Source organism: Bacillus sp. AR8-1 (genome assembly GCF_008042345.1).
Taxonomy (GTDB): Bacteria; Bacillota; Bacilli; order Bacillales; family Bacillaceae_G; genus Bacillus_A; species Bacillus_A cereus.
Genome location: NZ_QNUB01000008.1, coordinates 239872 through 266867, shown reverse-complemented (window position 1 = coordinate 266867; position 26996 = coordinate 239872). Strand labels below are relative to the sequence as shown.

Sequence of the window (26996 nt, the reverse complement as noted above, 5' to 3'; positions counted from 1 at the left end):
AATTTAGCGAATCTAGTTACGGCTTTAGACAAGGGCTCTTTTATGTTTGTATTTCGGAACTTCATCATATTTCTCTAAATAATAAGCACGGTAAGTAGCTTCACGAAGTTGTACAGAGTTGGCAGCTTCAACCATGTAATAACGAAGATACTGGTTTCCCGTTCGTGTCATGGGTGTTCGTTCCGATTCAAAGTTTCCAGATTGCGATTTTTTCCAGTAAAGACCGGTGTATTTGGCCAATTGTGCTTCGTTCTCAAAGCGTTCAATTTGTCCAACTTCTGCAATGATTCCCGCGGCGTATACGACTCCAATGCCTGGAACACTTGTTAAATATCTCGCTTCTGGAATGGCTTCGAAAAAAGCAGTAATGCTTTTTTCTATTTCTTTGATTTGTTTTTTCAATGTTTGAATCAATCGTGCATAAGTGGCTAATACAACGTCCACAGAGTCTTGAACGACCTTACCTAGTCGGTAGGATTCACGTATGGCTTTCTTGATGGTTTTCGCTAAATCTTCCGGGTCGCTAAAGCGTCCTTTCCCCTTTTTCTGAAGAAGAGTAGCGAGTGCTTCTAGATCCATTTCTGCGATTTCATCCAACGAAAGGGAATCTGAGAGTATTTCCATCATCGTCGCACCAAAAACAGAGGTATTTAACTCTTTCGATAACGTATTACATTTGTAGTAAAGGTTCTCCAGAAAGTGTTGCTTACATTCTGTTTGCTGGTGAACGAGTTGATATCTAGATCGTGTTAAACGTTGAAGGGCAACGTATTTTTCCTCCTTGATAAGAAATTTATTATACCGTCCGATTCGTAAAAAATCGGCAATACGGAAAGCATCTATTTTATCGGTCTTATCTTCTTCAAAGAGTTTTTTATACCGATGGATGGCTTTTGGATTTTATACGACCACTTCCACGTCTAAAGCCCTCAAATCCTTATCTTCCGTTAGGAACATGGAAGGATGGAAACTATAGACGGAAGTAGATTCCATGCCAATGACAATTTTTTTATAGTTGTACAACTGGTGAAAATGGAGAACATCCTCCTTAATGGCGTTGGCACCATTCACATCGTTTGAAAGACAAATTTCTTTCAAAACAGTGTCATGACTGTCAAGAAAACATACATCAGGTTTTTCAGAGCTTACATCAATAGCTACGAATAATCTCAAAGAAAGGATCTCCTTTCTTTGAATAGTATTTGGAATGAGCTTGGATACTGTGGGATCTCCCTAGAGTCAAAAACATAGCCACAACCTCGCGTATGAGTATTCAATGATTGCCTTCATCTAAGCTGCCCCTCCCACCACTATGAGAGGTAAGTGAAGGAAACCGATACAGCTTGTGCGTATGCAGTGCATTTTGGTCTGGGTCACAGTCTTTTAACGTGGTCGAACTACAGGAGGAGTAAGCATATTCCCGATGGATCCATTTCCATACTTCCATTATCTGGGGAAATCCCCCAGTATCCAAGACTAAATTTTACCCATACATCATTTTTTTGATGTAGCTCTTGAAGATAAAAACTATTTAATTTTCAAGGAACAGTTATTAACTTAAAACTTATTATACGAGGAGGGTGTATCATGAAAAAAATATGCTTTGTATTAATTGTCGACGCTGGTATAAATTATGGTTCAATATTTTCTCTACCATTTTTAAGGAATCAGGATGATTTGAAGGAATATTTTTCTAAGTATTATGATGTTTCAATTAATTATATTAGGGATAAAAATTCAGTTGACTATTTGGTAGTTCCCAAACCGTGTCCAGCTTTTGATAATGAAAATAATCTTCCAATAATTGAAGTACCAGCAATCTTATTTATGGAAAAGAATTTTGAAAAAATAAAGACTTATATAGACAATTATTTTTCTAATAACTCATAAAGAAAATAAAAGTACAGTAAAAAGAAGTCCGATAAAAAACGAGTGGCGTAGAATATTTCTATTAATCATTCGTTTTTTATTATATTTACATATATTTTTTAAAAGAGGATTATAGACGTTCTGAAAAAAATTAATTATAACAAGAACAGTGTTCGTGCTACTATCTACGGTTATTTTTTGTACTAAGTACCCCTTTAACTAACAAGACAACAAAAAAATAATTAACATATTAAGTAAAAATGTCACAATAAATGTAAGAGATTTTTCTTTGAGTTTTAGCTCTGAATAATAAAGGTAGTTAAATCACTAAATGGAGGAGCAGGTCAATTTTGTTCCTTGTATAGTAAATTGTTACCTATCTCTATTGCAGGTTGTATGGCAGGTAACAGTAGCAGTTGTAGCGAAATGCAGCAGAGACAAAGGCTCTTTGTCAAACGGGACTGATGAATGTATTTGGCAAGTAAAAAATGGTTCTTTCCGGAGTTAGTTGAAAAGTCTCATTCTCTCCAAAAGTAGAATCTTTGTCCGCAATGTGGAGAATTTGCATCGACCATACATGATTCTTTTAATAAGCTTTAACTTGTTTATGCTCCCTTCGGCAAGACCATTATTATTCTCATAAGTTACCGCATTTCTGACAGCTTCAATATCCCGGGCTAATCCATTCGTAAAGCTCTTAAACTCTTGTATATTAGTATTCTTCATTTTCTCAATACAATGGTCGAAATTCTCAACACTCTTTGTGGTGAAGATGTTTTTAAACTCCTATGTTAAGTCATAAACTATTTTTACAATAGGGTGTTCTTCGTAATTATTGTTGGTATTATGACGTATGTTCAAGCATATTATTTAACGTGGATGATTCCATAAAGAGAAAAAGAAATAACCTTTGCATTTTTCAGATTATCGTGTATGATGGGAAAGTATTGAAAATTAAATCAGTGATAAACTAGGGGTGCCTAACGTATGCGTAGGCTGAGAGAGAAGCGCGTGATCTTCTTAACCCTTTGGACCTGATCTGGCTCGTACCAGCGTAGGGAAGTTAACGGCTTTACATAATGATGTCTTTTATGAGCCAGGTCCTTATTTTTTTATGGACCTGGCTCTTTTTATTTTGGCATGCGCTGGCCATATCTCGTCCTTGTCACGAACAGGGGAGGCAACAAAGGTTATGAAACAGTCTGTTTCAGCTGAGCAAATTGAATTGAAATCAAGTTTACCAGGGAGTAAGAAAGTATATGTGGATGGACCACGCGCAGGCATGAAAGTGCCGATGCGTGAGATTGAACAAAGCGAAACGAACGGCATCCCAAATCCTCCAGTCCGTGTGTATGATACGAGCGGTCCTTATACGGATCCGGCGTATAAAGTGGAGCTGGAAAAGGGAATTCCAACGCCGCGTCATTCTTGGATCATGGAGCGCGGGGATGTAGAGGCATATGAAGGGCGCGAGGTGAAACCAGAGGATGATGGTGTGAAAGTGGCTTCGAAACATACACCTGTTTTCCCGCAAATGGATCGCCAGCCGCTTAGAGCGAAGCAAGGCGCAAATGTTACGCAAATGCATTATGCGCGTAATGGCATTATTACGTCTGAGATGGAATACGTTGCAATTCGTGAAGGAGTAGAGCCTGAGTTTGTTCGTAAGGAAATCGCAGAAGGCCGCGCTATTTTACCAGCGAATATTAATCATCCGGAAGCAGAACCGATGATTATCGGGCGTAATTTCCACGTGAAGGTAAACGCGAATATCGGAAACTCTGCTGTATCTTCTTCTATTGCAGAAGAAGTAGAGAAGATGACGTGGGCAACGCGCTGGGGTGCAGATACGATTATGGATTTATCTACAGGTAAAAATATTCATACGACGCGTGAGTGGATTATTCGTAACGCGCCTGTACCAGTTGGAACTGTACCGATCTATCAAGCGCTGGAAAAAGTAAACGGAATTGCAGAAGATTTAACGTGGGAAGTATATCGTGATACGTTAATTGAGCAGGCGGAGCAAGGCGTTGATTACTTTACGATTCACGCTGGCGTATTACTTCGCTACATTCCAATCACGGCAAAGCGTACGACAGGTATCGTTTCGCGCGGTGGTTCGATTATGGCGCAGTGGTGTTTATTCCATCATAAAGAAAACTTCCTATATACTCATTTTGAAGAGATTTGTGAAATTATGAAGCAGTACGATGTTTCGTTTTCTCTTGGAGATGGATTACGTCCAGGGTCTATTGCAGATGCAAATGACGAAGCACAGTTTTCTGAGCTTGAAACACTTGGTGAATTAACCAAAATTGCTTGGAAACATGATGTGCAAGTTATGATCGAAGGACCTGGACACGTACCGATGCACTTAATTAAAGAGAATATGGAGAAAGAGCTTGATATTTGTCAGGGCGCGCCGTTTTACACACTTGGGCCGCTAACGACAGATATTGCACCCGGTTATGACCATATTACATCGGCGATTGGAGCTGCGATGATTGGCTGGTTTGGAACAGCGATGCTTTGTTATGTAACGCCAAAAGAACATTTAGGTTTGCCAAACAAAGATGATGTACGCACGGGTGTTATTACGTACAAAATTGCAGCGCATGCGGCTGATCTTGCGAAAGGACATAAAACGGCTCATCAGCGTGATGATGCACTTTCAAAAGCACGCTTTGAATTCCGTTGGCGCGATCAATTTAATTTATCTTTAGATCCTGAACGTGCGATGGAATATCACGATGAAACGTTGCCTGCAGAAGGGGCAAAGACAGCTCACTTCTGTTCAATGTGTGGACCGAAGTTTTGTAGTATGAGAATTTCACATGATATTCGTGAGTATGCAAAAGAAAATGATTTAGAAACGACAGAAGCAATTGAAAAAGGAATGAAAGAGAAAGCAGAAGAATTTAAAGAAGCTGGTAGTCATTTATATCAATAACATGTTACACCTCTTTACTTGATTGATCACACTGTAGTACCTAACTTTATTATAGAAGAAGCCCCATTTGCTAAGACGGTAGCAAATGGGGCTTCTGTTGTTTATAAGGCGAAGAAGAGATGTACCCAGTAGAATAAGAGGAATAGTGTGACGACTGTTGTGAGCGGGATAACGATAAGGGATACACTTAAATAGTCTTTCCATTTTACTTTAATTTTGTTTTGTTTCAGAATATACATCCAAATGAGTGAAGCTAGTGTACCAATTGGTAGTAATAGTGAACCGATGTCACTACCAATGATGTTTGCAAGATAGATTGTTTTTAATGTGACTGGATCTAGTCCCATTTCTGTTAATGTAATTGTACCAATCATAAGGGCAGGATGGTTATTGAAGACGTTAGAGAGGATGGATACAAGTCCGCCCATTGCAAAGCTAGCATAGAGTAGATGCTGATTCACAATTGGCTCGAGCCATTGTACAAGTGCAGCTGTTAATCCTGCGTTGTGGAGTCCGTAAATAATGACGTACATAGAGAAGGCGAAAATTAAAATGTGCCACGGTGTCTTTTTCAAAATGTCGACAGGATTTGTTCGTAAGTAGTACCATCTCCAAATGAGAAGAACGAGTGAACCAAGTACTGCAACGATTTCAATTGGGATGGATAAGAAGGATGCAACGAATAGAAGACAGCGCATAAGGAAGACGAAACCTAATACTTTTAACATGAATCTTGTCCGTTTTTGTTTCGTATCAACAGAATTATTTCCTTTTAGTGGATGGAAGTTTTTCGTGAAGAAAATTTCTTCAATATCATATGAAGAAACAGGTAATTTTTTCGGAAGTTTTTTCTTCAAAACTGTATACATGAGCCATGACATAAATAATAAGCCTAATGTTGCAGGTACAAACATCATAGCAGTATGCATATAAAGAGTCATATTAACGATATTTAATGCGATTAAATTTACGATATTACTTACACCAATTGGTGCACTAGATGCCGTAGCGATTAAAGCACCACTTAATAAATAAGGAATTTGCTGATGAGGTTTTAATTGAAGATTTTTTAGAAGAAGAATTAAAATTGGAGTTGTAATTAAAATACTACCGTCGTTATTGAATAAAAGAGTCATGAGAAAACATAATAATTGAATATACCAGTATAAGCGGCGTCCAGAACCCTTTGCTAAATTTGCTAGTTTCGCTGCGGACCAATGGAAAAAGCCGAAGCTTTCTAATATAACTGCCATGACGATGGTCGCTAATATTGTTATGGAAGCACCGCCAATTTTACTTATAATATCCATGACGTCTGGTTTTGATACAAGTCCAGTAATTATGATGATACCAGCTCCGATTGCTGCTGGCCACGCCTCATTTAAACCTCGAGGCCGCCAAAAGATAACAATCATCGTTAAGAAGAATACAATAATAGTAATCCATATTTCAATGCTCATATTTTGCCTACCTTTCTATTTTCCCTTGAATAGATGTAGCTTGTCTCAAGGTTATATTGGTAGTATATTCAGCAAAAAATAAGAAGAACTAGACGTATAACGAGATGAAGCGAATATGTGTTTTTCATGCTAAAGGACAAGTGTCACTCGTAGTGAAATAACTATTGTGATAGGAGTCTATTAATTGATTGGGCAGTAAGGTAGTAAATGAGATTTATATAGGTGTAACTGAAAATATATCAGCGATTATTGAAATATATCGGCGTAACTCAAAATATATCAGCGATCATTGAAATATATCGGTGCAACTCAAAATATATCAGCGATTTTTAAAATATATCGACTTATCGACAAAACATGACAAAAGGAGCCCATCCCAAAATGCCTTTTGGAACAGACCCCAAGACTATATTATTTTTCCTTCAAAAAAGTACGATCCTTCAAGAATAAATTCCAGAAGAAAATAAATCCTGGTAATAAAATTGCAATCCCAATTGCGTATAGAATGAGCAGTGCATAGAACGTTTCTGTCGTTGTAAAGCTTGTAAATACAGTTACGTCAGGATAAATAATATAAGGTAAATGCGCGACGCCGTAAGCGTAGCTTGCAAATGCATATTGAGCGACGACAGCTAAAACGGCAATGCGAGGATATCCTAGTGTATTGTACTTTTTGTTTGTCCACCAAAGGGACGAGTATCCGATAACGAATAAAACAATAGAAACTGTAAACCACGGGAATTGCTTTATTAATCCTTGCATAAGCCAATGTGTTTCAGGATCCATTACAACGAGGGCGATGATCGCCGTAACGAGCGTTGCAGGACCAAGGATGATGGCATTTCTTCTATAAATTCTATACGTATCTTCTGAACTTTGTTCTCTCGCAAAATCAGCAAGAAAGAGAGAGGAGAGAAATAGTTCAGACGTTATTCCGAAGAGCATATAGCAATAGATAACCGGGCTAGAAAGAAGTTTTCCATACAGGAGTACTTCTTTCCCTTCAGACATTGTAATATAGGCTCCCTCTGTAACGGGTAAAACGGTAATTAATAGTGCTGGAATTAAGAGACCAGTAATACCTGAAATAACCCGAAGAAGGTACTGATATTTTGGCAAGGAGTAAGCAAATACCATAAATGTACTACGTACTGCAACGAGCACTAAAATTAACATAACTGGTACGAACATTACTGTCGCAAGAGTAAAGGCTGCTTTCGGAAAGAAGCCGAGAAATGCGACAACGACGAAGACGAGAAACGTATTTGTTACTTCCCAAGTGGGTGATAAGTACCGATTCGCAAGTTTAGCAGCGAGCGTTGGATGTTTTGCGTATACCATGCCCCAAAAACCAGCTCCAAAATCGATGGACCCTAGTATACTGTATACGAAAATAAGGGCCCATAAGATGATGATTGCAATACTTTCCTCATGCATGAGAATCGCCTCCTTGGTGTTGTAAATCATTCTTTAATGGATGTCTTCTAAAGAATGTACGTAGAACAAAGACTGTTAAAATAGCGAGTCCAATATATAAAATGATGAACAAAATAAATAAAGGACCGACGAAATCAGCGCGTGTAGCTGCATCGACGGTACGTTGCATACCATAAATTGTCCATGGTTGACGACCGCTACAACTGAAAATCCATCCGAATTCAATACCGAGCATCATAATTGGTCCGCATGCGGCAGCTCCCCAAAGTAGCCACTTCGGTAGTTCTGTTCCCTTTTTTCGGTACACGAAATACCAATATAAGAGTGCAATTGCTGCAACTGCAAAGGTAAACGCAGCAGTGCCGACCATTAAGTTGAATAGTGTATGTGTATAAAATGGTGGCCATGTTTCTTGTGGGAATTCCTTTAAACCTTTTACGACAGTGCTAGGGTCTAGTCCCACTAATAAGCTAAGCATGTTTGGAATTTCAAGTGCGTAGTTTAGTTCAAGTGTATTAGGATCCACAACTCCGCCAATGGATAGCGGTGCGTGTGATGTCGTTTCAAATAAAGCTTCAGCAGATGCAAGTTTTTCAGGTGAGTGTTTATGTAAGGCAATCGCTGATTCATGTCCTGAAAGCCACATCGTAGCGCCTGTAATAAATGTAACGACAAGCCCTAATAGTAGCCCTTTTTTATGATAAGCAATTTCACGTGTACTTAAATTTTTCTTCAATAATTTAAATCCAGCGATAGAAGCAATGACAGCCGCACCAGTTGCATAAGCCGTAATAACAACATGGAATGCACTTGTGCCAAAACTCGGATTAAAGAAAGCTTTCCACGGATCAACGTTAAAAACAGATCCATCTGGATTCATTGAAAATCCTGCTGGTGTATTCATCCATGTATTTGCTGATGTAATAAGCACGGCGGATGCTGTGGCACCAAGCATGACGAAAAATAGCGAGATTAATCTCATAAATGGAGGAAGTTTATCGGCTGCATATACGTAAATCGACATGAATAAAGCTTCCAAAAAGAAGGCGAAAATCTCAATTTGGAAGGGAACAGAGATAACTTGCCCAACAATTTTGGCGAAACCAGGCCAAAGAAGTGAGATTTGCACACCAACAATTGTTCCAGTTGGAATTGCTACACCGAGAAGAATAGCAAACGCCTTTGTCCATCTTTTCGCCATAATGGCATAGTCGGAGTCTTTCTTCCAGTGATAGAGTATTTCGCTTATAAAAATCATCAATGAAAGTCCGACGCCAAGTGTTGCAAAGATAATGTGGAATGCTAATGAAGAACCAAAAAATGCTCTTGCTAATGTTACCGTATCCATATGTAAACTCCTCTTCTTTTTTGCCATTATTTTCTGATTGAATTGGAAGATTTATTCAAAAAAACTACCAAAAATATATATGTATTTAAAAAGTGAATATGATAATATAATGTTGTAATATTTTGAATAGAAAGAAATAAATAGTTGGTCATGTTTTGTTTGTTTTTTGCTCAGGAATCTTTTATAATCTTTTATGCGAACATAAGTTCTGTTTTTCGGAATCAAGAAGTTTATGTGAAATGGAGAGGGTGTTTTATGTATCCTGAAGTCATTAAAAAGATGGCATTTTCAAAAGAGCATAGAGATTTATTATTGAAGCTATATAATAAAGAAATTACGCGTCGTGAATATGATCGACTTGTACAATCGCTATATAAACCTTCTAAAGAGGTTTGCGGGGGATAGAAATGGGGGAGACAATCTAATAGATTGTCTTTTTTAAATTTATGTATGTTCTGATAAAATTAAGGTTAGCCTTACTAGGGAGGTGAAAAGATTGCGGAAACGTTTATATATAGGGATTGGAGTTATCTTCTTAATCGCTTTAGGTGGAATTGTATTTTGGTCAGCTTTACAAGGAAACCGTACAGAAAATTTTATTTTAAGACATATGGTGAATGACAATGGAACACTTGCCACGTATCGTTTAGTAGATACTAAGGCAGGTACGGGTGAAGCTAAGGGACGTGAAGCTTTATCAGAATCGGCGGGATTATGGTTACAGTATACACTTGATAAAGATGATCAGGCGTTATTTGATGAGCAAGTAAAGGTTATTCAAGATAATTTCATATATAAGAATCATATCGTTTTATGGAAACTCTCTGAAAAGGGAGAGAGGCAGTCAGCTACAAATGCACTTATAGATGATCTTCGTATTATAGAACAATTATATCGTGCTTATGAAATGTATAAGGAAGAGCGTTATAAAAACCTTGCCGATCAATTAAGTGATGCTGTACTTCGTTATAATAAAAAAGATAATTATTATGTTGATTATTATGACGCAGATGCAGGGAAACAAAATAATTTTGTAACAACATCATACATAAATCCGCGTGCATTCTCCTATATGAAGAAGTACGGCAAAGTTTCTGCTCAGCAATATCAGGAAGTCGTTCAATTTTTAGCTGATTATCCAAGGCATGGCTGGGCATTCCCAAAAGAGTATAAAGAAGATGGTACATTTACGTACGATAAAGAAGTGAATCTTATTGACCAATCATACGTTGCATATCATCGAAGTTTAGGTGGTCTTTCATCAGCTGCTTATTTGGAATTTATAAAGAAGAAGTTCCAGGAGGATGGAAAGCTATACGGTCGTTACAATTTAGAAACGGGAAAACAAACTGTGAATTATGAATCGCCGGCCGCGTACGGATTAACAATTTTGTACGTACTACAAACAGGTGATACAAAGTTTGCGAAGGAATTGTATGATCATATGGCCACATTCCGAAATGACAATGTATTTAGTAGATATTACGGTGGATATGTAACAGGTGAAAATAATAATACGCATATTTTTGATAACGTACTACCACTTTTAGCTGAAATGGAATTAAAAAAGAGTGAACAATAAAAGGTGCCACCATATGAGGGTGGCACCTTTTATTTGTTCATATAATTTTACGTTCTAATATTAGAAAAGTAGTCAATCACAAATTCACGGAATTGCTGAGCTGTTTTTGATAAGTAACGTTTTTTTGACCAACTTAATCCGATGGTTCGCTGACAAGTGGGTTCAATAATACGCAACTTGCTTGCTGCTAAAGTAGAGTTTTTTAATAAAGTTAAACTTGGAACAAAAGCGATGCCGAGACCTTGCTTAATGAGATCGCTAATCACGGTCGGTTCATCGACTTCAAAAGCAATATGCGGAGTGAAACCAGCTTCTTTACAAAATTCATCCGTTAAGTGCCGAAATCCGTAGCCAGTGTTCATACTAATAAACGGTTCGTCTTTTACTTCATGCAGGTGGATATTTGCTCGGCCGGATAAACGGTGGCCTGAAGGGACGACTAAGAAAATTTCTTCTGTAATAAGTGGTTCCCAACCAACCTCCTCACCTTCAATTGGCACAGAGGAGATACAAAAGTCAATTTCTATATTATCTAGTTGTCGTTTCATAGAAGGAGTGGATGCAAGAAATTGTTGGAATCGAACGTTAGGATGTTCTAGTAAAAAAGAGCCAAGTAGTTCTGGTAATATTCTCGGAATAGAAACGGCCAGTGTAATAGAGCTTTGTTGTAATTCGGCTAAATCTTTAATTTCTCGTTCCCCTTCACTTAATTCATGAAAAATACGTTCTACTCGTTTTAAAAATACTTTTCCGAAAGAATTTAAAGTAATCTGTCGGCCTTGGCGATCAAATAAAGGGACGCCTAAATCCTTTTCGAGTCTCGCTATTGTTTTGCTGAGTGAAGGTTGCGCGATATGCAATTCTTCAGCTGCCTTTGTCATGTGTTCTAGTCGTGCGACTGTCTGAAAGTATTTTAACTGGAGCAGTTCCATTTCGAATCTCCTTTCTATAGACCAAAAGGAATGAATTGATAATTAAAGATGTATTATACAGTATGGAAAGTGACGTGTATAGTAAATCTGTTAAACCATTCGAAGGGTGTTAAATTAGAAGAGGAGTATGTTTCATGAAGGGAATTAAACTTATATTTAAAGATTGGAAAGCGATGTGGCACCATAAACATGGACGTATCGCTTTAATTTTTTTATTAATCGTTCCATTAATTTATTCAGGATTCTTTTTAGCTGGGTATTGGGATCCGTACGGAAAATTAGATAAATTACCTGTTGCAGTTGTGAACTTAGATAAGGGGGCTGCGATGGATGAGAAAACAATTCATGCAGGAGACGATTTTGTAAAAAATTTAAAGGAGAATAAAGAACTGGCTTTTCATTTCGTATCAGAAAAAAATGCTGATGAAGGGTTAAAAGAAGATAAATATTATATGGTTGTTACGATTCCAGAGAATTTCTCTAAAAAGGTAAGTACACTTATGGATGAGAAACCAGAGCCGGCAAAGTTGCAGTACAAAGTAAATCCAGGTAAAAACTTTGTAGCAGCTCAAATTGGAACGACGGCTGTTGAAAATATGAAAACAAAAATCTCAAACAGTATTACGAAATCTTATACAGAAGGTGTCTTTTCAAAGTTTCAAGATTTGGCACAAGGATTGAGTGATGCAAGTAATGGTGCTGGGAAGTTACATGAAGGAACGACCGATGCAAGAAATGGAGCGAATCAGCTTGCGGATGGTATTGATCGTTTAAGTGATGGGACATCGAAATTGAAAGAAGGAAGTAACAAGCTTGCATCCAGTCAATCTGCTTTAACCGGGGGAGCAAATGAGCTGAGTCAAGGAGCGACATCACTTCATAGTGGTATGGAGTTATTAGCACAAGGTGAAAAAACGTTACAATCAGGAGTTAGTGAATTAAGTGCTGGTACAAATGAATGGGTGAGCGGAAGTGAGAAGCTTGCTGAAGGCCAAGTAAAAGCGGATGGTGCGGCTAATAGTATAAAACAACAATTAGAAGAGTACGTGAAAAATCATCCAGAAGTGCAGCAAGATCCCGCCTTTCAAAAAATCGTTGCTACGTCTAATGGACTAGCTAACGCAACAAGTACTTTAAATAATAGCCAACAACAATTGACACAAGGTGCGAAGAAGCTTACTGACGGTCAACATAAGATTGAAGAAGGCATAAATACATTCGGAGTTAAGTTAAATGAAGCTACTGCTGGAACGCAAAAGATAGCAGATGGTGCATCGAATTTGGCTGATGGATTTACGAAGTGGGGAAATGGATTTACATCATTGCAAGAAGGTGTAAACCAGCTTGCGAGTGGTGGAACGGAGCTGAATAACGGTGCTGGTAAATTAACAAATGGACTTGTTAAACTTGATGATGGTGCGAAAGAACTTTCTACGAAATTGGGAGAGGGCGCAGAGAAGATAGCGGATGTTCGTAATGATGATGCACGTAATACGATGTTCTCAGAGCCAGTTCAGTTAGTGAAGTCAACAGTTTCTGACGTTCCTAACTACGGTTCAGGCATTGCACCATATTTCTTATCGCTTGCATTTTATGTTGGCGGAATTATGGCATCGAATATTTTACCGCTTGGTCGTAGACAAAATATGAAGGTAAGTGGAACGGTACATTTTATTAATAAACTAGGATTGGTATATTTAATTGGACTTATTCAAGCGCTACTCGTAGATGTAGTTGTGCTAGGTGTTATGAAATTAGAAGTCGCAAGTGTGCCACTCTTTGTTTTATCAAGTATTGTGATTTCCTTTACGTTCATGACATTTATTCTTATGTTAGTAACAGTATTTGGTCTTATTGGAAAGTTCTTAGCAGTAACGCTTCTTGTCTTGCAATTAGCGACGAGCGGGGGGACTTTCCCAGGAGAATTAAACATAGCTGTTCTTAGTAAAATTGGACAATTTCTCCCAATGTCTCATTCTCTTAGAGGATTACAAGATGTTATCTCTTTAGGAGATTGGTCACAATTACAAATGCAAATTTTAATATTGTTATGTTACCTCGTTGTTGCCGGTGGAATTGCTTGGATCACGAGTCATATACAGCATAGAGAAACGAATGCAGAACAAGTTTCTTAAAATGAAATAAGCTATCCGATTTTTTCGGATAGCTTATTTTTTATTTGCGTTCCATTACTGCAAAGTAATTATTTTCATTATCAGCAAAGTTGAATGCTCTACCAGTAGGTAAATCTACAACCTGTCCAACTGTGACATTTTTCTCAGAAAGATCTTTATATAGACGGTCTAAGTCATTTGAGAAGAACATAAGTGAAGGTGTATTTAGGTTTAGTTCAGGTTGCATCTTCGCGATTAACGCTTTATCGTGAAGGACGATGCTTGTTCCTGCTTCTTTCGCCGGTGCAATTTCAATCCAGCGGAATCCGTTTCCGTTATTTTCTTCCGCAATGATTTGGAACCCTACTTTTTCTGTCCAAAATTGTACTGTTTCGTCTTGGTTATTTACATATAGCATAATTTGTCCAACTTGATTGATCATAGGTGTCTCTCGCTTTCTTTTTATATGCGTATCATTATATCAAATATATGGCTTGAATAGTTTTTTATGATTTTTTCGGAATACAACCTTCGTCCATTTCATCTTTGTTGTAGGAGAAGGGCCTGTAATCCAAGTATGAAATGGTATTGTGCTACAAATGACCATTGTTGAAATAGAGATAATAGCCGTTAACACAAATAGTAATAGGCTATATAATATAGTATTTTCTTGCAGCGTGAATAAGGAAAGAAGTTTTGTGCATAGTTGCAAGAAGAATAAATGAGCTAAATAAGCACCATACGTGTAATTTCCAATGAAACGTAACGTTTTATATAAGAAACCACGACGCTGTACTATCATAATAGATAACACATACAGTATGATAATTTCGCATACGATATATAAAAACATAGATGGTTTTAAATAGGTAGAAACAGTTAAATGAATAGAGTTTGCTCCGTAAAAACTAAACAACTCATAATTGATGAATAAAAATAAGATGAAAAATAATATTGTTATAAGCGGGATATGTTTCATGACGAATAGCCGCCAAGTTTTTAGTGCTACAGCGGCAATGCCGCCCATAACGAAATAGAATGAGTAGAATAGAAATGATCGATCTGTATAATGTAAAATTGTTGAACTTGTTAATTTTTCTCCATTAAAAATATAGTGAGAAGAGAACCACATTAATAGAAAATATAGGCAAGCGAAAAAGGTCATATATTTATATATGTCTTTTTTATTTTCTGTTCGTTTTTGAAACCAATAAAAAAGTGTGCATAGTAAAGGGAACAATAAGTGAATTTGGAACATCATAATAACGTACCAAAGATGGGGCGCGGCTGTTCCGAGTAATAAACTTTTTATTCCACTTTGTAACGTAATAAGATCATTTGTTGTTAATAAGTAAAGAATAGACCAAAAGAAATAAGGAATGAGTAAGTGTGTCGCTTTTTCAGAAATATATTCTTTATATACTAATTGCTTCGTATAGTGACGAATTAAGTGAAATCCAACGATAAATATGAATGCTGGTGCTGAGAATTTTGCAAGATTAAATAGCATGCCCATAATGAGGGATTGCTCAAGTAAGACATTTCCTTGATTCATTGTATATAATAAGGAACTTTGCAAAACGACAGCGAGAAATGCAATGCTTTGCAAAACTTTAAATTCTGGTGCGCTTTGTGTCATCGTGTCCATCTCCTTTTCCATACATGATTATAGTACGGAGAATGGATAATGGATGTGGAATATTTGTGAAGATTTTAACAAATTTGTGGCGAGAGGAAATATCAACTTATCAACAAATAACGACAAAAAGAGGATGCTCGTTTAGAGCATCCTCTTTCTAGCTATTAAGCAAATTTGTTTTTGATCCAATTCTTACCTTCTACAAGGCGAGCTGTCATTACCGCACAAGCGTTATCTGCTGTTACGTTTAACATCGTTGCAGGTGGATCAATGATTGTACTAATTGCTGCGATAATTGGCAGTGCTTCTGGCGGGAAACCGTATAGAGATACGATTAACATTTCACCGATCATACCACCGCCTGGAATAGCACCCATTACTGTTCCTACTAATAGAGAAACAACAAGTGCGATTGCTAATGTTTTCGGTCCTTCGAATTCCATGTTGAAAATACCGAATAAGAAAGCAATTTTTAATACGCCACCTAAAACAGAGCCGTCTTTATGAAGTGTAGAACCAAGAAGGACAACTGTTTCACGAACGTCTGAAGAAATACCCATTTTCTTCGTTGCTTCTAAGTTCGCTGGAATACTTGCGGCACTACTACAAGTTGCAAGTGATGTAACTGTAGGAGAGACCATGTTCTTCCAAAATACTTGTACACCTTGTTTGCGACCTGCAAGGTATGCATAGAACGTGAAGAATACAAAGAAGTAGATAAGAGAAGCTGGATAGTATACCATTGCTGCTCGGAAGTAAGTTCCAAGAAGTTGTGGTCCGAATTCACCAACTAATGCTGCGAAGTAAGCAGCAAGTCCGATTGGAGCGTAGTACATAATGAAAGATACAACCTTCATTGAAATCTCTGCACCAGCTTGTAGGAATGTAGCGAATGGCTTTCCTTTTTCGCCAACTGCTGAAGTTGCAATTCCCATTAAGATAGAGAAGAAAATAAGAGCTAACATATTTTCACGAGATAGTAACTTCGAGAAGTCAGATACTGTTAAAATACCGACGATTTGATCTGCAACACTAACAGCTTTGCCGGCTTTGTCAGGTTGTGTTAGTTCTAGTACAACACCTTGTGCTGGCGGGAATACTTTCACGACAATAATCATAAAAATAGCAGCTAAAATACTTGTAAATAAGAAAGTCCCAGCCATACTAGACATAATTTTACCGAAACGTTTTAATCCATCCATATTAGCAATAGACGATGCGATGCTAAAGAACACTAGAGGTACAACAATCGTAAACATTAAGTTTAAGAAAATATCACCAAGCGGCTTTAAAGCAACTGCATCGGCACCCATGAAATAACCAATGAAACCACCAATTAGGATAGAAGATAATAAAATAAGTGGAAAGCGATATGCCTTCATAAATATATCCTCCTATCAATTAAAAAAATCATACTGAATCATTATAGCGAGTTAGAGTCCTCTTTACTAGGAGAATACGGATAAATGGAATAGCGTGAAAACCAAGAAATTTTTGTTTTTAAGCTCGGCATACAGCAGGAAATCTAGACATATATATTTGTAACCTAGTGGTGGCAAGGGATGCACCATAACTTAGGTTTAGAAAAAGGGGGAGGGAAGCGGAATGAATATTTTACTTTGCTGTGCAGCGGGAATGTCTTCCAGTTTGATTGTTACAAAGATGGAGAAAGCAGCAGAGGCAAGAGGGATAGAAGTGAAAATCTGGGCAGTATCAGGTTCTGAAGTGAATAGTCATATTGATAAAGCTGATGTCCTTTTACTTGGACCGCAAGTACGTTATTTATTACCGAAAATGAAAGAATTATGTAAGGATAAAGGGATACCTGTTGATGTCATTCAATCCGTTCATTACGGACTTTGTAATGGAGAAGCTATCTTGCAAGCAGCTTTGTCAATGAAACCATGAGGAGAGTGGGATAGATGATACGGTTTTTAGAGAAGTACGTGATGCCGGTAGCAGGGAAGGTTGCAGAGCAGAGGCATTTACAAGCAATTCGAGATGGAATTATTTTAACGATGCCTTTCTTAATTATTGGATCGTTTTTCCTCATTATTAGTGCACTGCCGATACCCGGATATAACGAGTTTATGGCAGGTTTGTTTGGTGAGAATTGGCAGAGAGCTTTAGGGTATCCAGTTAGTGCAACTTTTAATATAATGGCTTTAATAGCTGTTTTTGGAATCGCTTACAGGCTTGGAGAGTATTATAAAGTGGATGCTTTAGCATCCGGGGCATTGTCGCTTGTGACGTTTTTACTTGCGACGCCATTTCAAGTTGCATATATTATACCAAGTACAAAAGAAAGTGTACTTGTAGAAGGTGCTATTCCAGCTGCATTAATGGGAAGCCAAGGGTTATTTGTAGCAATGATTATTGCACTTATATCTACTGAACTGTATCGATTTATTGTACAAAAAAAGATAATTATAAAGATGCCAGAGACAGTTCCACCAGCTGTCACGCGTTCATTTGCCGCACTTGTTCCAGGATTTATTGTTGTAACAGTTATTTGGATTTTACGCTTAATTATAGAAAATACTTCTTTTGGCAGTATCCATAATATTGTAGGACAAATTTTACAGGAACCACTTAGTGTACTTGGTGCTAGTCTTTGGGGCGCAATAATAGCAGTTATTCTCGTTCATGTTCTTTGGTCGTGTGGAATTCATGGTGCTACTATTGTTGGTGGTGTAATGAGCCCCGTTTGGTTGTCGTTAATGGATCAAAACCGAGTTGCTTTTCAAGCTGGGCAAGATGTACCAAATACAATTACGGCACAGTTTTTTGACTTATGGATTTATATGGGCGGTTCTGGAGCAACGCTTGCTCTAGTTGTCGGAATGTTACTATTTGCACGAAGTCAACAATTAAAAAGTTTAGGGAGATTGTCAATTGCACCTGGTATATTTAATATTAATGAGATGGTAACTTTTGGTATGCCGATTGTAATGAACCCACTTTTACTAATTCCATTTATATTAGTTCCAGTTGTGTTAACAATTGTTTCTTACTTTGCAATGGAATGGGGATGGGTCGCACGTCCGAGTGGGGCCGCTGTACCTTGGACGACACCTATTCTTTTTAGTGGATATTTAGGATCGGGCGGGAAAATTTCAGGTGTTATTTTGCAACTTGTTAACTTTGCGCTAGCATTCTTCATTTATTTACCGTTCTTAAAAATATGGGATAAACAAAAACTGGCGGAAGAAAAGGGGGAGTAAAGAACTAAAATGGATACGATAGAGACGAAAGCTTTTCATTTAATCTTGCATGGGGGAAACGCGAGAAGTTGTTCAATGGAAGCAATTGATTGTGCGAAGCGTGGGGAGTTTACAGAAGCTGAAGCTAAATTACAAGAAGCACTAGAGGAATTAAAAGAGGCGCACCGTGTACAAACGGAGCTTATCCAGAAAGAAGCTGGTGGTGAAAAGACCGAAGTTACTCTTTTAATGGTACACGCACAAGATCATTTAATGAATGCAATTACGGTGAAAGAATTAGCGAGTGAGTTTGTAGAGTTATATAGGAAGATGTCGGTGGACGAATGAACCTTGCTTATGCAAGGTTTTTTTATCTAGAATTAACGGGCAGTAAAACTCCCACTAATTAAAATTTCATTTTATGTATGTGCCTGTACCATCAGTGGAATGTTCATCCCACTGATGGTATTTACAATCCTCCTTTTTCGGATGAGTAAGAGTTATAATTAATCGGTAGTAACAATTTCTCCTATACCACGAATTAATCTTTTTATATGCATCCGTTCCGGTTTTAATATATTTACGATATAATCAATCGCTATTTGTGGTTCAACGGTTGTACCGCAAGTATAACAGTCAATAGCTGCAAAATTTTGTTCCGGGTAAGTGTGAATGGAAAGATGGCTTTCTGATAATAGCACTAATACAGTAACACCATATGGCTGGAACTCTTTTTTACTTACGTTTAAAACATGGGCACCAGAGTAATCTGCAGCGTTAACTAAATGGTATTCTAAAAAGTGAATATCATCTAATAGGGAAAAATCCACTCCCCATAAATCTACTATTATATGCTTGCCAAAGGTAGAGTATTCCATAGGGCAGCACTCCTTACTATTAATATCGTCAAAACTTCATTTCCTGTTTGTAGCATTGATGTAAGATAAGATTTGATTCTGAATTTAAAAGAGCGAGGTTACGTTGTTCTAGATGTTCTTCTTTAAATTGAAATAAAGGAAAAAGAAGAGAAGGCAATGTTCGAGGAGTTGGTACTACATATAATTGCTCAATTTCATTGAGTACATAGGCAGAATTAGTAGCAAGATGAAATCCCCAGTCAGTTCCGAAAGAAGGAACGATTGTATGATAGCTTTTTACAGTTAATCCAGCGTGTTCAATTGTATTACCGATACTCCAATATACTAGAGGTGCATCAGCAGGGGAATTAGATTGGCAGACGAATGCGCCATCTTCTGTTAAAAACGTAGCTATACGAGCAAATAGTTCGCTTGTATATAAAGTACTTAACAACTCTGTCGCTGGGTCTGGAAAATCAATAATGATTACATCGTATAAAGAGGAAGGAGAATTCAGAAATTCTTTTGCATCACATACGTGTGTGTTCACACGATTATCAAAAAATGCGCTTTTGTTTAAAGAAACTAATTCAGGAACGTTACGAGCCATATCAATCATCGATCCATCTAAATCAACAAGGTCTACATGTAGCACAGTTTTATATTTCAAAACTTCTCGTAAAGCAAGACCATCGCCACCACCTAATATAAGAATACGTTTCGGATCAATTACTTTTGACATAATTGGATGAACAAGTGCTTCATGATAAATTTGCTCATCGACGGAACTAAATTGTAGTTGCTTGTCCAAATATAAACGAACATCGCTTACTTGTAACAAATTAATATTTTGGTAATTACTTTGTTCTGTAAATAAACTTGTATGTTCACCAGCTTGTATTTCTTTGAGAGAAATTTCATCCCATATATCTAAGTTGTGTGAACTTGTTTCTATTATAGGTTCCGATTGTTCTTGCTTGTTCGGATTGTCTTGTTTACTGTGCTTATCCTGATTATTTTCTATTTCCTGTTGTTCTAGTTCAAATTTGTCAGAGTTTAATTCAGAGCGCTTGTCTTTTTTATAGCTAGTTATTCTATAAATCTTTATTTTCTTCTGTTTTCTATGTTTTGGCATAGGAATCCCCTTTCGAATTGTGTTATTTTATTCTATTCTATGTAGTTTAGTAGAGTTTGCTTGGACAATAGAATAGATAGAAGACTGAACTCAAGAAAATGTTGTTTTTTACTAGATTTCTACGATGAAAAAAATTTTTTAGTGTTTTTTTATATTAAACATAACTAGACAACTAAACACTAACCTATTTTCATACAGTTATGTGTTAAAAGCGTGCTGTTTTATAACACACTGTGTGTTTTTTGGACGACACACTAATTGAAAGCGTTAACACACAAAGAAAATGCTCGAAAAAGCACTGATTTTAGTGGTTTTAAAAAGTTGGCACGCTAATTGCATTAATAAATAGCGTAAAGAAAAATAAATAAACATAAATTTTTTATACTACACAAGGGGGATTTTCAAATGAATATTTTATTATGTTGTTCAGCAGGGATGTCTACAAGTTTACTAGTTACAAAAATGGAAGCGGCTGCAAAAGCTCGCGGTCTAGAAGGAAAGATTTGGGCTGTATCTGGGGATGCAGTAAAAACAAATATCGATCAAGCAGATGTATTATTACTAGGACCACAGGTTCGTTACATGCTGTCTTCAATGAAAACGCTTGCTGATGAGAAAAACGTTGGAATCGACGTTATCAATCCAATGCACTACGGCATGATGAATGGAGAGGCAGTTTTAGATCACGCATTAACACTTAAAAAATAATTAGGGGGGAAGCGAAATGCAAAAGTTTATTGCATTCATGGAGAAATATATTGTTCCTGTCGCTGGTAAAATCGGATCGCAACGTCACTTAGCTGCGATCCGTGACGGATTTATTGCAGTTATGCCACTTATTTTAGTTGGTGCACTGGCATCACTAATTAATGGTTTTCCATCTGAAGTTTTCCAAGATTTCATGAAAGGTTTGTTTGGTGAAACGTGGAAACAAGTCGGCGGCGGAATGTGGACTGGTTCTTTCGCGATTCTAGCACTAATCATAGCATTTACAACAAGTTATAACTTAGCAAAATCTTACGGCGTTGATGGTTTGTCAGCAGGTATTATTTCATTTGGTGCGTTAATTATTCTTACACCAACAACACCGAAAGAAGGCGGATTGAACTTAGCTTGGACAGGTGCACAAGGGTTATTCGTAGCAATTATTGTGGCACTCCTTGTTACTGAAGTATTCCGTTTCTTTGTACAAAGAAACATTACTTTTAAAATGCCTGATGGAGTACCACCAGCAGTTTTAAGATCTTTCGCAGCTATAGTTCCAGCATTTGTTATCTTAACAGTAGTTGCAGGTATTCAATTAGCAGTGAAATTATCTGGTACAAGTGTTCATGAATTTATTTTTAATACGATTCAATCACCACTGCAAAGTTTAGCAGGGACATTACCAAGTGCAATTATCATTGTAATCCTTGTTCATCTTCTTTGGTTCTTCGGTTTACATGGGCCAAATATCGTTGGTGGTATTATTGAGCCATTATACTTACCGGCATTAGAGAAAAATATGAATTTATTCAAAGGTGGTACATCTGCATTTGATGTTCCAAATATTATTACAAAACCATTCTTTGATACTTTCGTATACCTTGGTGGTTCTGGTGCGACATTAGCATTCTTAGTAGTGGTATTACTCGTAGCAAAAAGTGCACAATTACGTGGTGTATCTCGCTTATCAATTGGACCTGGTGCATTTAACATTAACGAACCAGTAATATTTGGTACACCAATTATTTTAAATCCAATTTTATTCTTACCTTTTATCATAACACCAATTGTATTAGTAATTACTTCTTATACAGCTATATCTATGGGGTGGGTACCAAAAACAGTTGTGATGATTCCATGGGCAACACCACCAATTATTAGTGGTTATCTTGTAACAGGTGGACATATTTCTGGTGCAATTCTACAGTTATTCAACTTTGTAATTGCAATGGTAATTTATTATCCATTCGTTGTGTTATGTGACCGTTCAGTTGTTCGTACTGAAAAAGCAGCAGCGCAAGGTAATAGTAATTCTTTACCTATGTAACATAGTAATTGTTCTCATAGACAACGATACCTGTGAGAACAATTACCTTTATATCATGTTCAAAAAGATGAAAAACATCTATATGAACACTAAACTATCATTAATAAATTCATACTTTAATAGACATGTTCAAACTGAAGGGGTATTTAAATCGGTTGAACCTTATAGAGAGGGCGGTAATTATGATGACTACAGCAGAACAAATTCCATTCCAATTGATTTTAAATAGTGGTAACGCACGAAGCTTTGCGATGGAGGCACTTCAATTTGCCAAACAGGGGAAAATGGTAGAAGCAGATGAAGCGATGGTAAAGGCGAAAGAAGCGATTAATGAAGCGCATCATTTCCAAACAGAGCTCATACAATCAGAAGCAAGAGGAGAAAAAACAGAGGTTAGTGTTCTTTTAATTCACGCACAAGATCATTTAATGAATGCGATTACAGTAAAAGAATTAGCAGCAGAGTTTATCGATCTTTATAAAAAGTTTGAAGCGAAAGGGGAATAAAGCATGACTGGAATTAAAATTGCTACAATCGGCGGTGGATCTAGTTATACACCAGAGTTAATTGAAGGATTTATTAAGCGTTATGATGAGCTTCCTGTTCGTGAAATTTGGTTAGTAGATATTGAGGCAGGAAAAGAAAAGTTAGAAATCGTTGGTAACTTAGCGAAACGTATGGTGAAAAAATCAGGTTTACCAATCGAGGTTCATTTAACACTTGATCGCCGTGAGGCATTAAAAGATGCAGACTTCGTAACAACACAACTTCGCGTTGGTTTATTAGAAGCACGTGCAAAAGATGAAGCAATCCCGTTAAAATATGATGTAATCGGTCAGGAAACAAATGGTCCTGGTGGTCTATTTAAAGCGTTGAGAACGATTCCTGTTATTTTAGATATTTGTAAAGATATGGAGGAGCTCTGTCCGAATGCATGGTTAATTAACTTTGCAAATCCAGCTGGTATGGTAACAGAGGCTGTCCTTCGTTATACAAATATTCAAAGAGTAGTTGGTCTATGTAACGTTCCAATCGGAATCCGCATGGGTCTTGCAAGATTACTTGAAGTAGATGCAAGTCGTGTCCACGTTGATTTCGCAGGTTTAAATCATATGGTATACGGACTAGATGTATACTTAGATGGCGTAAGTGTAATGGATCGTGTGTTAGAGCTTGTGACAGATCCAGAAAAGCAAATTACGATGGAAAATATCGCAGCGCTTAACTGGGAACCAGACTTTATTCGCGGCCTTCGTGCAATTCCATGTCCATACCATCGTTACTACTACAAAACACGTGAAATGTTAGAAGAAGAGAAAGAGGCTTCTGTTGAAAAAGGTACACGTGCAGAAGTAGTAAAACAATTAGAAAATGATTTATTTGAGTTATATAAAGACCCAAACTTAGATATTAAACCACCACAATTAGAAAAACGTGGCGGAGCTTATTATAGTGATGCAGCATGTAGCTTAATTACGTCTATTTACAATAATAAAGGTGATATCCAGCCTGTTAATACACGAAACAACGGAACAATTGCAAGCTTACCACATGATTCAGCTGTTGAAGTGAACTGTATTATTACGAAAGAAGGCCCAAAACCAATTGCAGTTGGAGATCTTCCAGTACCAGTTCGCGGTTTAGTACAACAAATTAAATCATTCGAGCGCACAACAATTGAAGCTGCTGTTACAGGGGATTATCATAAGGCGCTGCTTGCTATGACAATCAATCCACTTGTACCATCAGATAAAGTTGCAAAACAAATTTTAGATGAAATGTTGGAAGCACATAAAGAGTATCTTCCACAGTTCTTTAAAAAGGTAGAGAAGTAAAAGCGGCGCTATTTAGCCCGCTTTTTTTATTCTATTAGGAGGTATTATGATGATTAAGTTAATTGTAAATGCAGATGATTTCGGTCTTACAGAAGGTACAAATTACGGCATTATTGATGGGCATATAAATGGACTTGTAAATTCAACGACGATGATGATGAATATGCCAGGAACAGAGCATGCGGTACGCTTAGCAAAAGAGTATAAAACGTTAGGGATAGGAGTACATCTCGTATTAACAGCAGGGGAACCACTTCTTGGAGACGTACCATCACTTGTAGGTAGCGACGGATCGTTTCATAAACAAAGTGTTGTAAGGGAAGGGAATATAAATCCAGAAGAAGTTGAGAGAGAATGGACTGCTCAAATTGAGAAGTTTTTATCTTACGGATTAACACCAACTCATTTAGATAGTCATCATCATGTGCATGGTTTACCGATTTTACATGATGTTCTTGAGAAATTAGCGGCTAAATATAATGTTCCGATTCGTCGTTGTGAGGAAGATAGAGCGGTGCATCCATTTTCTGATGTGTTTTACAGTGACTTTTATGCGGATGGTGTGACGGAAGATTACTTTGTGAAGTTAAAAGAAAGAGTACAAGGTGAACAAACGGTAGAAATTATGGTTCATCCAGCTTATATTGATCCAGAGCTTGTGAAGCGTTCTTCTTACGTAATGGATCGTGTGAAGGAATTGCGTATTTTAACAGAGAGTGAGTTGCCAGAAGGAATAGAGCTTGTGAAGTTCTAATAGAAAAACGACGGCTACATCATGCCGTCGTTTTTTTTATTTATAAAATGGACAGAATATATCCGCCAAAGGCTCCGAGTATAACGATAACCCAAGGTGGTGTTTTCCAAAAAGCTAGTAAGCAAAAAAGAAGCGAAGCGAAAACGAAATCTGAAGTATTTATAATTGTACTCGTCCAAATGGGATCGTAAAAAGCGGCAATTAAAATACCAACAACTGCGGCGTTAACACCAAGTAGTGCGCCTTGTATGAATGATATTTTTCTCACACTGTTCCAAAATGGTAAAACACCAATAACGAGTAAGAAAGCAGGGAGGAAAATCGCAATTGTTGCGAGTATTGCCCCAAGCGTCCCGTTTAATACTGCTCCTATATAAGAGGCGAATGTAAATAGTGGTCCTGGTACTGCTTGTGTTAATCCGTATCCAGCTAGGAACTGTTCTTTCGTCATCATTCCGTTTTGTACGAACTCACCTTCAAGAAGGGGCAGCACGACGTGTCCTCCTCCAAATACAAGTGCGCCAGAGCGATAGAAACTATCAAATAAAGCGATGTAATAAGAAAACGGTCTTAATATCGGTAGCAGTAGTAAGAGTCCAAAGAATAAGACGAGACAAGAAACTGCTATCTTTTTTGAAATAGGTACTTTTATATGCTGAGATTGGCTAATTGGTTGGTTGCGATATAAAAACCAGCCGATAAAGCCACATATTATAATGAGGATGACTTGCGTCCAGCTACTTGGCCATAATAAGGCGATTGCGGCAGTTACAATCGCAATCGTCGCACGGTTGCGATCTGGAGTTAACTTTTGCGCCATTCCCCATATGGCGTGAGCGACAATAGCGACTGCTACAAGTTTTAGTCCATGAATCCAGCCAGCACTCCCAAGATCGAACTGATTAAGGAATGAGGCGAAGAAAACTAAAACAAGGACAGACGGTAAAGTGAATCCAATCCATGAAATAATAGCTCCTAAAAGCCCGCCCCGTAATAATCCAACCCCCATACCGACTTGACTGCTGGCAGGACCAGGAAGGAATTGACATAGCGCTACTAAATCTCCATAGCTTCGTTCATCCATCCATTTTCTTTTTTGCACGTATTCGTGGTGAAAATAGCCGAGATGAGCGACAGGACCGCCGAATGAAGTAAGTCCTAATTTAAATGAGACGAGAAAAATCTCTAATAATGTGTGAAAGGTGTGTTTGTTTTTTTTCAAAATAACCTCCTAGAATGTTTTTGCTATGTGCATTATACAAGAAGTGGTAAAGCAAAAGGAACAAATCTAATGTAAAGATTTTGTGAATCTTTTCTTTGTAATTAAAATTGAAAAAGTCATAAATGATTATGTCTAAACCATAAAGTAGTAGAAGTAGTGCTGGGAAATTTATATAAGGAGAATGCCTTATGACAACACATTTCTTTGCCAGGTTAACAGGTAAGAGGGAAGTGCCTCCTGTAAATACAGAAGCTTTTGGGGTAGCAGAGTTTATTTTTAGTGATGATTTAACGAAATTGCATTACAGAGTAATACTAAAAAATATAGAAAAGGTTACATCGTGTCAAATTCATTTAGGGAAGTCTACTCAAATTGGTCCTGTTGTTTTATATTTGTATGGTCCACTGGAGCAAGGGATTAGCTTGAACGAGGGAAGTATTACTGGTGTAGTGAATGTGGAGGATTTTGAGGGACCTTTACAAGGGAAATCATTTGTACATTTACTTCAAGAAATTATTCAAGCAAATGTATATGTTAATGTCCATACGAAATCACAAAAAAGAGGAGAAATAAGAGGGCGAGTTAGAAAAGTAAAGAAGTAGAGGAAAAGGCTGTCCATATGTT

25 protein-coding genes, 2 pseudogenes and 1 riboswitch are annotated in these 26996 nt (G+C 37.4%); of the genes and pseudogenes, 15 read left to right on the top strand and 12 right to left on the bottom strand.

Going from position 1 to position 26996, the window contains the following annotated elements:
* Positions 1-24: 24 nt before the first annotated feature.
* Positions 25-1173 (bottom strand): annotated as a pseudogene (locus tag DN400_RS05065) (IS110 family RNA-guided transposase).
* A 414-nt stretch (positions 1174-1587) separates the two neighbouring features.
* Here DN400_RS05065 and DN400_RS05060 point away from each other — a divergent pair.
* The gene (locus tag DN400_RS05060; RefSeq protein ID WP_000717611.1) at positions 1588-1890 is read left to right on the top strand and encodes a hypothetical protein; all 303 of its coding nucleotides are present in this window, start codon (positions 1588-1590) and stop codon (positions 1888-1890) included.
* 483 nt (positions 1891-2373) lie between these two features.
* Here DN400_RS05060 and DN400_RS05055 read toward each other — a convergent pair whose 3' ends face one another.
* A complete protein-coding gene (locus tag DN400_RS05055; RefSeq protein WP_024927962.1) occupies positions 2374-2643 on the bottom strand; it encodes an ISL3 family transposase in 270 nt (89 codons plus the stop codon).
* A gap of 45 nt (positions 2644-2688) precedes the next feature.
* Between DN400_RS05055 and DN400_RS30260 the strand changes: the two are divergent.
* Together DN400_RS30260 and thiC are read left to right on the top strand one after the other, a co-directional pair.
* Positions 2689-2760: pseudogene (locus DN400_RS30260) on the top strand (L-lactate permease); the annotation flags it as partial.
* A 71-nt stretch (positions 2761-2831) separates the two neighbouring features.
* A riboswitch (TPP riboswitch) is annotated at positions 2832-2947 on the top strand.
* Between the two features lie 114 nt (positions 2948-3061).
* A complete protein-coding gene (gene thiC, locus DN400_RS05050) occupies positions 3062-4822 on the top strand; it encodes a phosphomethylpyrimidine synthase ThiC (RefSeq protein ID WP_000814450.1) in 1761 nt (586 codons plus the stop codon).
* 101 nt (positions 4823-4923) lie between these two features.
* On the opposite strand, the gene DN400_RS05045 is transcribed toward thiC, so the two are convergent.
* The 3 genes from DN400_RS05045 to cydA form a co-directional block, all read right to left on the bottom strand.
* Positions 4924-6282, bottom strand: coding sequence for an arsenic transporter (locus tag DN400_RS05045; protein WP_000021123.1), 1359 nt, complete (start codon positions 6280-6282; stop codon positions 4924-4926).
* 411 nt (positions 6283-6693) lie between these two features.
* Entirely contained in the window at positions 6694-7719 is a 1026-nt protein-coding gene (locus DN400_RS05040; protein WP_000544183.1) for a cytochrome d ubiquinol oxidase subunit II, read from the bottom strand.
* Positions 7712-9067: a cytochrome ubiquinol oxidase subunit I gene (cydA, locus tag DN400_RS05035; RefSeq protein WP_000381975.1), complete on the bottom strand. Its 1356-nt coding sequence runs from the start codon at positions 9065-9067 to the stop codon at positions 7712-7714. Before cydA ends, DN400_RS05040 begins: the two co-directional genes overlap by 8 nt.
* A 255-nt stretch (positions 9068-9322) precedes the next feature.
* Between cydA and DN400_RS29320 the strand changes: the two genes are divergently transcribed.
* Positions 9323-9472, top strand: a complete 150-nt coding sequence (locus DN400_RS29320; RefSeq protein ID WP_000283180.1) for a hypothetical protein — start codon at positions 9323-9325, stop codon at positions 9470-9472.
* A gap of 91 nt (positions 9473-9563) precedes the next feature.
* Entirely contained in the window at positions 9564-10649 is a 1086-nt protein-coding gene (locus DN400_RS05030; RefSeq protein ID WP_001231662.1) for a hypothetical protein, read from the top strand.
* 47 nt (positions 10650-10696) lie between these two features.
* On the opposite strand, the gene DN400_RS05025 is transcribed toward DN400_RS05030, so the two are convergent.
* Positions 10697-11581: a LysR family transcriptional regulator gene (locus DN400_RS05025; protein WP_147801565.1), complete on the bottom strand. Its 885-nt coding sequence runs from the start codon at positions 11579-11581 to the stop codon at positions 10697-10699.
* Positions 11582-11715: 134 nt separating this feature from the next.
* Here DN400_RS05025 and DN400_RS05020 point away from each other — a divergent pair, with 134 nt between their 5' ends.
* The gene (locus DN400_RS05020) at positions 11716-13716 is read left to right on the top strand and encodes a YhgE/Pip domain-containing protein (RefSeq protein ID WP_097913025.1); all 2001 of its coding nucleotides are present in this window, start codon (positions 11716-11718) and stop codon (positions 13714-13716) included.
* 40 nt (positions 13717-13756) lie between these two features.
* Here the strand turns inward: DN400_RS05020 and DN400_RS05015 are convergent, their stop codons facing one another.
* The 3 genes from DN400_RS05015 to DN400_RS05005 form a co-directional block, all read right to left on the bottom strand.
* Positions 13757-14137, bottom strand: coding sequence for a VOC family protein (locus DN400_RS05015; protein WP_000610162.1), 381 nt, complete (start codon positions 14135-14137; stop codon positions 13757-13759).
* A 39-nt stretch (positions 14138-14176) separates the two neighbouring features.
* Entirely contained in the window at positions 14177-15334 is a 1158-nt protein-coding gene (locus DN400_RS05010; RefSeq protein ID WP_065229570.1) for an acyltransferase, read from the bottom strand.
* A 164-nt stretch (positions 15335-15498) separates the two neighbouring features.
* Complete coding sequence (locus tag DN400_RS05005) at positions 15499-16716, bottom strand: dicarboxylate/amino acid:cation symporter (protein ID WP_000649376.1); 1218 nt, start codon at positions 16714-16716, stop codon at positions 15499-15501.
* A 223-nt stretch (positions 16717-16939) separates the two neighbouring features.
* Between DN400_RS05005 and DN400_RS05000 the strand changes: the two genes are divergently transcribed.
* From DN400_RS05000 to DN400_RS04990, 3 genes are read left to right on the top strand one after another with little or no spacing between them, the layout of a single operon-like run.
* Complete coding sequence (locus DN400_RS05000; RefSeq protein ID WP_001023543.1) at positions 16940-17242, top strand: PTS sugar transporter subunit IIB; 303 nt, start codon at positions 16940-16942, stop codon at positions 17240-17242.
* 14 nt (positions 17243-17256) lie between these two features.
* On the top strand, positions 17257-18558 hold the full coding sequence (celB, locus tag DN400_RS04995) for a PTS cellobiose transporter subunit IIC (RefSeq protein WP_000617789.1): 1302 nt from the start codon (positions 17257-17259) through the stop codon (positions 18556-18558).
* Positions 18559-18567: 9 nt separating this feature from the next.
* The gene (locus tag DN400_RS04990) at positions 18568-18885 is read left to right on the top strand and encodes a PTS sugar transporter subunit IIA (RefSeq protein ID WP_000379645.1); all 318 of its coding nucleotides are present in this window, start codon (positions 18568-18570) and stop codon (positions 18883-18885) included.
* A 158-nt stretch (positions 18886-19043) separates the two neighbouring features.
* Here DN400_RS04990 and speD read toward each other — a convergent pair whose 3' ends face one another.
* The gene (speD, locus tag DN400_RS04985; RefSeq protein WP_065229569.1) at positions 19044-19415 is read right to left on the bottom strand and encodes an adenosylmethionine decarboxylase; all 372 of its coding nucleotides are present in this window, start codon (positions 19413-19415) and stop codon (positions 19044-19046) included.
* Positions 19416-19443: 28 nt separating this feature from the next.
* Positions 19444-20529: a polyamine aminopropyltransferase gene (locus DN400_RS04980; RefSeq protein WP_098236340.1), complete on the bottom strand. Its 1086-nt coding sequence runs from the start codon at positions 20527-20529 to the stop codon at positions 19444-19446.
* 405 nt (positions 20530-20934) lie between these two features.
* Between DN400_RS04980 and DN400_RS04975 the strand changes: the two genes are divergently transcribed.
* The 5 genes from DN400_RS04975 (at position 20935) to chbG (ending at position 25150) form a co-directional block, all read left to right on the top strand.
* Positions 20935-21237, top strand: coding sequence for a PTS sugar transporter subunit IIB (locus DN400_RS04975; RefSeq protein WP_001023567.1), 303 nt, complete (start codon positions 20935-20937; stop codon positions 21235-21237).
* A gap of 16 nt (positions 21238-21253) precedes the next feature.
* A complete protein-coding gene (gene celB, locus DN400_RS04970) occupies positions 21254-22561 on the top strand; it encodes a PTS cellobiose transporter subunit IIC (protein WP_097913016.1) in 1308 nt (435 codons plus the stop codon).
* A gap of 182 nt (positions 22562-22743) precedes the next feature.
* Positions 22744-23067: a PTS lactose/cellobiose transporter subunit IIA gene (locus DN400_RS04965; RefSeq protein ID WP_000989058.1), complete on the top strand. Its 324-nt coding sequence runs from the start codon at positions 22744-22746 to the stop codon at positions 23065-23067.
* Between the two features lie 3 nt (positions 23068-23070).
* Positions 23071-24396: a 6-phospho-beta-glucosidase gene (celF, locus tag DN400_RS04960; RefSeq protein WP_000145762.1), complete on the top strand. Its 1326-nt coding sequence runs from the start codon at positions 23071-23073 to the stop codon at positions 24394-24396.
* Between the two features lie 49 nt (positions 24397-24445).
* A complete protein-coding gene (gene chbG / locus DN400_RS04955; RefSeq protein WP_097913014.1) occupies positions 24446-25150 on the top strand; it encodes a chitin disaccharide deacetylase in 705 nt (234 codons plus the stop codon).
* Positions 25151-25190: 40 nt separating this feature from the next.
* Here chbG and DN400_RS04950 read toward each other — a convergent pair whose 3' ends face one another.
* Positions 25191-26372 (bottom strand): chromate transporter, encoded by a 1182-nt coding sequence (locus tag DN400_RS04950; protein WP_065229566.1) that lies wholly within the window; start codon positions 26370-26372, stop codon positions 25191-25193.
* Positions 26373-26560: 188 nt separating this feature from the next.
* Between DN400_RS04950 and exsM the strand changes: the two genes are divergently transcribed.
* The gene (gene exsM / locus DN400_RS04945) at positions 26561-26974 is read left to right on the top strand and encodes an exosporium regulatory protein ExsM (RefSeq protein WP_000207046.1); all 414 of its coding nucleotides are present in this window, start codon (positions 26561-26563) and stop codon (positions 26972-26974) included.
* The last annotated feature ends 22 nt before the right edge of the window (positions 26975-26996 follow it).

What these genes read in the sequence shown, in the direction of transcription:
- DN400_RS05060 (WP_000717611.1), top strand. Translation starts at nt 1,588, where the DNA reads ATGAAAAAAATATGCTTTGTATTAATTGTCGACGCTGGTATAAATTAT.
- thiC (WP_000814450.1), top strand. Translation starts at nt 3,062, where the DNA reads ATGAAACAGTCTGTTTCAGCTGAGCAAATTGAATTGAAATCAAGTTTA.
- DN400_RS05045 (WP_000021123.1), bottom strand. Translation starts at nt 6,282, where the DNA reads ATGAGCATTGAAATATGGATTACTATTATTGTATTCTTCTTAACGATG.
- DN400_RS05040 (WP_000544183.1), bottom strand. Translation starts at nt 7,719, where the DNA reads ATGCATGAGGAAAGTATTGCAATCATCATCTTATGGGCCCTTATTTTC.
- cydA (WP_000381975.1), bottom strand. Translation starts at nt 9,067, where the DNA reads ATGGATACGGTAACATTAGCAAGAGCATTTTTTGGTTCTTCATTAGCA.
- DN400_RS29320 (WP_000283180.1), top strand. Translation starts at nt 9,323, where the DNA reads ATGTATCCTGAAGTCATTAAAAAGATGGCATTTTCAAAAGAGCATAGA.
- DN400_RS05025 (WP_147801565.1), bottom strand. Translation starts at nt 11,581, where the DNA reads ATGGAACTGCTCCAGTTAAAATACTTTCAGACAGTCGCACGACTAGAA.
- DN400_RS05020 (WP_097913025.1), top strand. Translation starts at nt 11,716, where the DNA reads ATGAAGGGAATTAAACTTATATTTAAAGATTGGAAAGCGATGTGGCAC.
- DN400_RS05015 (WP_000610162.1), bottom strand. Translation starts at nt 14,137, where the DNA reads ATGATCAATCAAGTTGGACAAATTATGCTATATGTAAATAACCAAGAC.
- DN400_RS05010 (WP_065229570.1), bottom strand. Translation starts at nt 15,334, where the DNA reads ATGACACAAAGCGCACCAGAATTTAAAGTTTTGCAAAGCATTGCATTT.
- DN400_RS05005 (WP_000649376.1), bottom strand. Translation starts at nt 16,716, where the DNA reads ATGAAGGCATATCGCTTTCCACTTATTTTATTATCTTCTATCCTAATT.
- DN400_RS05000 (WP_001023543.1), top strand. Translation starts at nt 16,940, where the DNA reads ATGAATATTTTACTTTGCTGTGCAGCGGGAATGTCTTCCAGTTTGATT.
- celB (WP_000617789.1), top strand. Translation starts at nt 17,257, where the DNA reads ATGATACGGTTTTTAGAGAAGTACGTGATGCCGGTAGCAGGGAAGGTT.
- DN400_RS04990 (WP_000379645.1), top strand. Translation starts at nt 18,568, where the DNA reads ATGGATACGATAGAGACGAAAGCTTTTCATTTAATCTTGCATGGGGGA.
- speD (WP_065229569.1), bottom strand. Translation starts at nt 19,415, where the DNA reads ATGGAATACTCTACCTTTGGCAAGCATATAATAGTAGATTTATGGGGA.
- DN400_RS04980 (WP_098236340.1), bottom strand. Translation starts at nt 20,529, where the DNA reads ATGCCAAAACATAGAAAACAGAAGAAAATAAAGATTTATAGAATAACT.
- DN400_RS04975 (WP_001023567.1), top strand. Translation starts at nt 20,935, where the DNA reads ATGAATATTTTATTATGTTGTTCAGCAGGGATGTCTACAAGTTTACTA.
- celB (WP_097913016.1), top strand. Translation starts at nt 21,254, where the DNA reads ATGCAAAAGTTTATTGCATTCATGGAGAAATATATTGTTCCTGTCGCT.
- DN400_RS04965 (WP_000989058.1), top strand. Translation starts at nt 22,744, where the DNA reads ATGATGACTACAGCAGAACAAATTCCATTCCAATTGATTTTAAATAGT.
- celF (WP_000145762.1), top strand. Translation starts at nt 23,071, where the DNA reads ATGACTGGAATTAAAATTGCTACAATCGGCGGTGGATCTAGTTATACA.
- chbG (WP_097913014.1), top strand. Translation starts at nt 24,446, where the DNA reads ATGATTAAGTTAATTGTAAATGCAGATGATTTCGGTCTTACAGAAGGT.
- exsM (WP_000207046.1), top strand. Translation starts at nt 26,561, where the DNA reads ATGACAACACATTTCTTTGCCAGGTTAACAGGTAAGAGGGAAGTGCCT.